The following is a 2,441-nucleotide window of genomic DNA, read 5'->3' as shown; positions in this document are numbered from 1 at the left end:
CGAGGGTGTGGAGGTGATTCCGGCGTTGGTGATTCCTGGATGGTATGTGGAACGCACGGGGAAGGGTGGAGTTCGTGTTTTCAGTGGGAAAGAAGTTGGTGGGAACCTTGCTGCGCATGGGAAGCCTGGGGCGCTTTCAGCGAAAGAGATCCAAATACTTGGCGACCGGATCGAGGCGCATTGTCGGAATGTGGAAGGTTGAGTGGCTTGCTTTGTGAGGGTGGCGTGAACCGAGTGGGTAGCCTTTTTTTGAGGGTTTGTAGTTCCGCCTTTAGGCGGTCTACGAAATACCCCGAGGCTCTGCAGCCGCCTGAAGGCGGAACTACGAACGGCTTTTGGCGGAACCGATGGCTGGTGCTTCGAGAATGCCTTTGGCTTTTGGCCAGGCGGCTTTGGCTTCGATGAGGATCCAGGCTTCGAGGATGAGGGTGATGATACCGAAGGCGCTGAGCAGGTAGTTCGGGGTTTCACCGGTCAGCCAGGCACCTGGCCCGATGAAAAGCTGGATGATCATCGCCGTGGCGGGGAGGATGAGCATGAAGATGGCGGGAATGATGACGAACCAGATCGGGAGATTGCGGCGCCACATCCAGAAGAGGATGACGAGGAAGGCGAGGCCGCCGAGGAGTTGGTTGGTGGCTCCAAAAAGCGGCCAGAGGAGCAGGCCGCCGGTGCCGAGGGCGGCACCGGGAGAACCCGGCAGAGCGGCGATCGCGCCGGCGAGGACGACGGCAAAAATGGTGGCGGCGTGTTTGTTGGTGAGCGGCTTGACTCCGGTGGCTGCTGCCAGCTCCTGGGTGACGTAGCGTTGGAGGCGGCAGGCGCTGTCAAGGGTGGTGGCGGCGAAGGAAGCGACGAAGACGCCCATCAGGGCAACGGCGAATTGCGCGGGGAGGCCAAGGGCTTTGATGAAGTTGCCGGAGCCATCGACGAAGGCGCCGACTTTGGCGGCGAGGCCGCCGGCGCTTTGCCAGGTGGCGTAGCGGGCGTGGTAGGCGTCGGCTCCGGTGAGGGTGGCACCGGTGGCCTTGCCGTCGACCATTTCGGGGATGCCGAGGCCGAGTCCGGCGACGCAGGCGAGGATCACGAGCACCGCGAGGAAGCCCTCGGTGAGCATCGAGCCGTAGCCGATGAACTGGGCGTCGGTTTCGGATTTCAGTTGTTTGGATGAGGTGCCGGAAGAGACGAGACAGTGGAAGCCGGAGATGGCGCCGCAGGCGATGGTGACAAAGAGGAAGGGGAAGATGATGGGGGCGCCAGGCGGAGCGTTTTCTCCGATCCGGATGGGTTCCGCGACGATCTCCAGGGCGATCTTTTCCTCGCCACTGCCGAAACCGAAGAGGGCGGCGACCACAAGTCCGATGATGACGAGCGCGAGGGCGGAGAGAAGTTGGAGCGAGTTGATGTAGTCGCGTGGCTGCAGGAGCACCCAGACGGGAAGGACGGAAGCGACGTAGGAATAGATGAGAAGGACGACGCACCAGGTGAGAATCGACCATTGGGCAAGGGTGGCATTGAAGGAGGCGAGCCATCCACTATTACCCCAGTAGACCGAGGCATACATGACACCGAGCGCGATGATTGAGGGAATGATCAGGTTGATGCCCTTGCGGTGGAGCCAGAGACCGATGATGACGGCGATCGGAATCTGGATGAGGCAGGGAAAGATCGAGGCCGGGAACATTTTGAAGACCGCGGCGATGACCAGGCCGAAGATCGCGAGGACAATGGTCAGGGCGAGGAAGAGGATCGAGAGGAAGAGGATGCGGGCGCGGGGGGCAAGGATGCGGCCGGAGATGTCGCCGACGGTCTGGCCGCGGTTGCGCATCGAGATGATCAGGGAGCCGAAGTCGTGGACGGCGCCGATGAGGATCGATCCAAAAAGCACCCAGAGAAGCGCGGGAACCCAGCCCCAGATGACGGCGAGGGCCGGGCCGACGATCGGGCCGGTGCCGGCGATCGAGGTGAAGTGGTGGCCGAAGACGACGCCTTTCGAGGTGGGGACGTAGTCGTTTCCGTCCTCAAGCTCGATGGATGGGGGGACTCGATCGGGATCGAGTTTGAAGATTTTGCGAGCGAGGTAGCGACCGTAGGTATGGTAGGCGATCAGGTAGAGAACCAGTGAGCCAAGGGCAATGAAGAGGGTCTGCATGGAGTTTCCTATAGGTGTTCGAAGACGAACAGCGTGTCACGGAAGATCTGAAAGGCTGAGCATGGGAGGCGGCACGCCCCCGTGCCGCTAGTGTAGAGTTCCTAATGTCAAAAGAGACCGTTCCGGCCAAAGTAGGCCACCCATCGTGCGACGGGGGCGTCGCACCTCGTGCGCCGCGAAGCGCCAACACCCTTCGGAGTGGGAGACTCCGGCCAGCCTCGGGCGCATCCGGGCTGAGAACTGGAAGTAACTGCGTCGCCGCGAGGCGGGGTGGGAAGCAACGAAAGGA

At 61.8% G+C, this 2,441-nt stretch carries 1 protein-coding gene and 1 pseudogene; one reads left to right on the top strand and one right to left on the bottom strand.

The genetic code is table 11. From position 1 onward, the window contains the following. Nucleotides 1–202, top strand: a pseudogene (locus WBG04_RS20935) (NERD domain-containing protein); the annotation flags it as partial. Between the two features lie 120 nt (nucleotides 203–322). On the opposite strand, the gene WBG04_RS20930 reads toward WBG04_RS20935, so the two are convergent. Further along, a complete protein-coding gene (locus WBG04_RS20930) occupies nucleotides 323–2,152 on the bottom strand; it encodes a carbon starvation CstA family protein (RefSeq protein WP_424316675.1) in 1,830 nt (609 codons plus the stop codon). Nucleotides 2,153–2,441 lie beyond the last annotated feature (289 nt).

The organism is Haloferula sp., from assembly GCF_049672945.1.
Lineage (GTDB): Bacteria > Verrucomicrobiota > Verrucomicrobiia > Verrucomicrobiales > Akkermansiaceae > Haloferula.
This window is presented reverse-complemented; position numbering and strand designations above follow the sequence as displayed.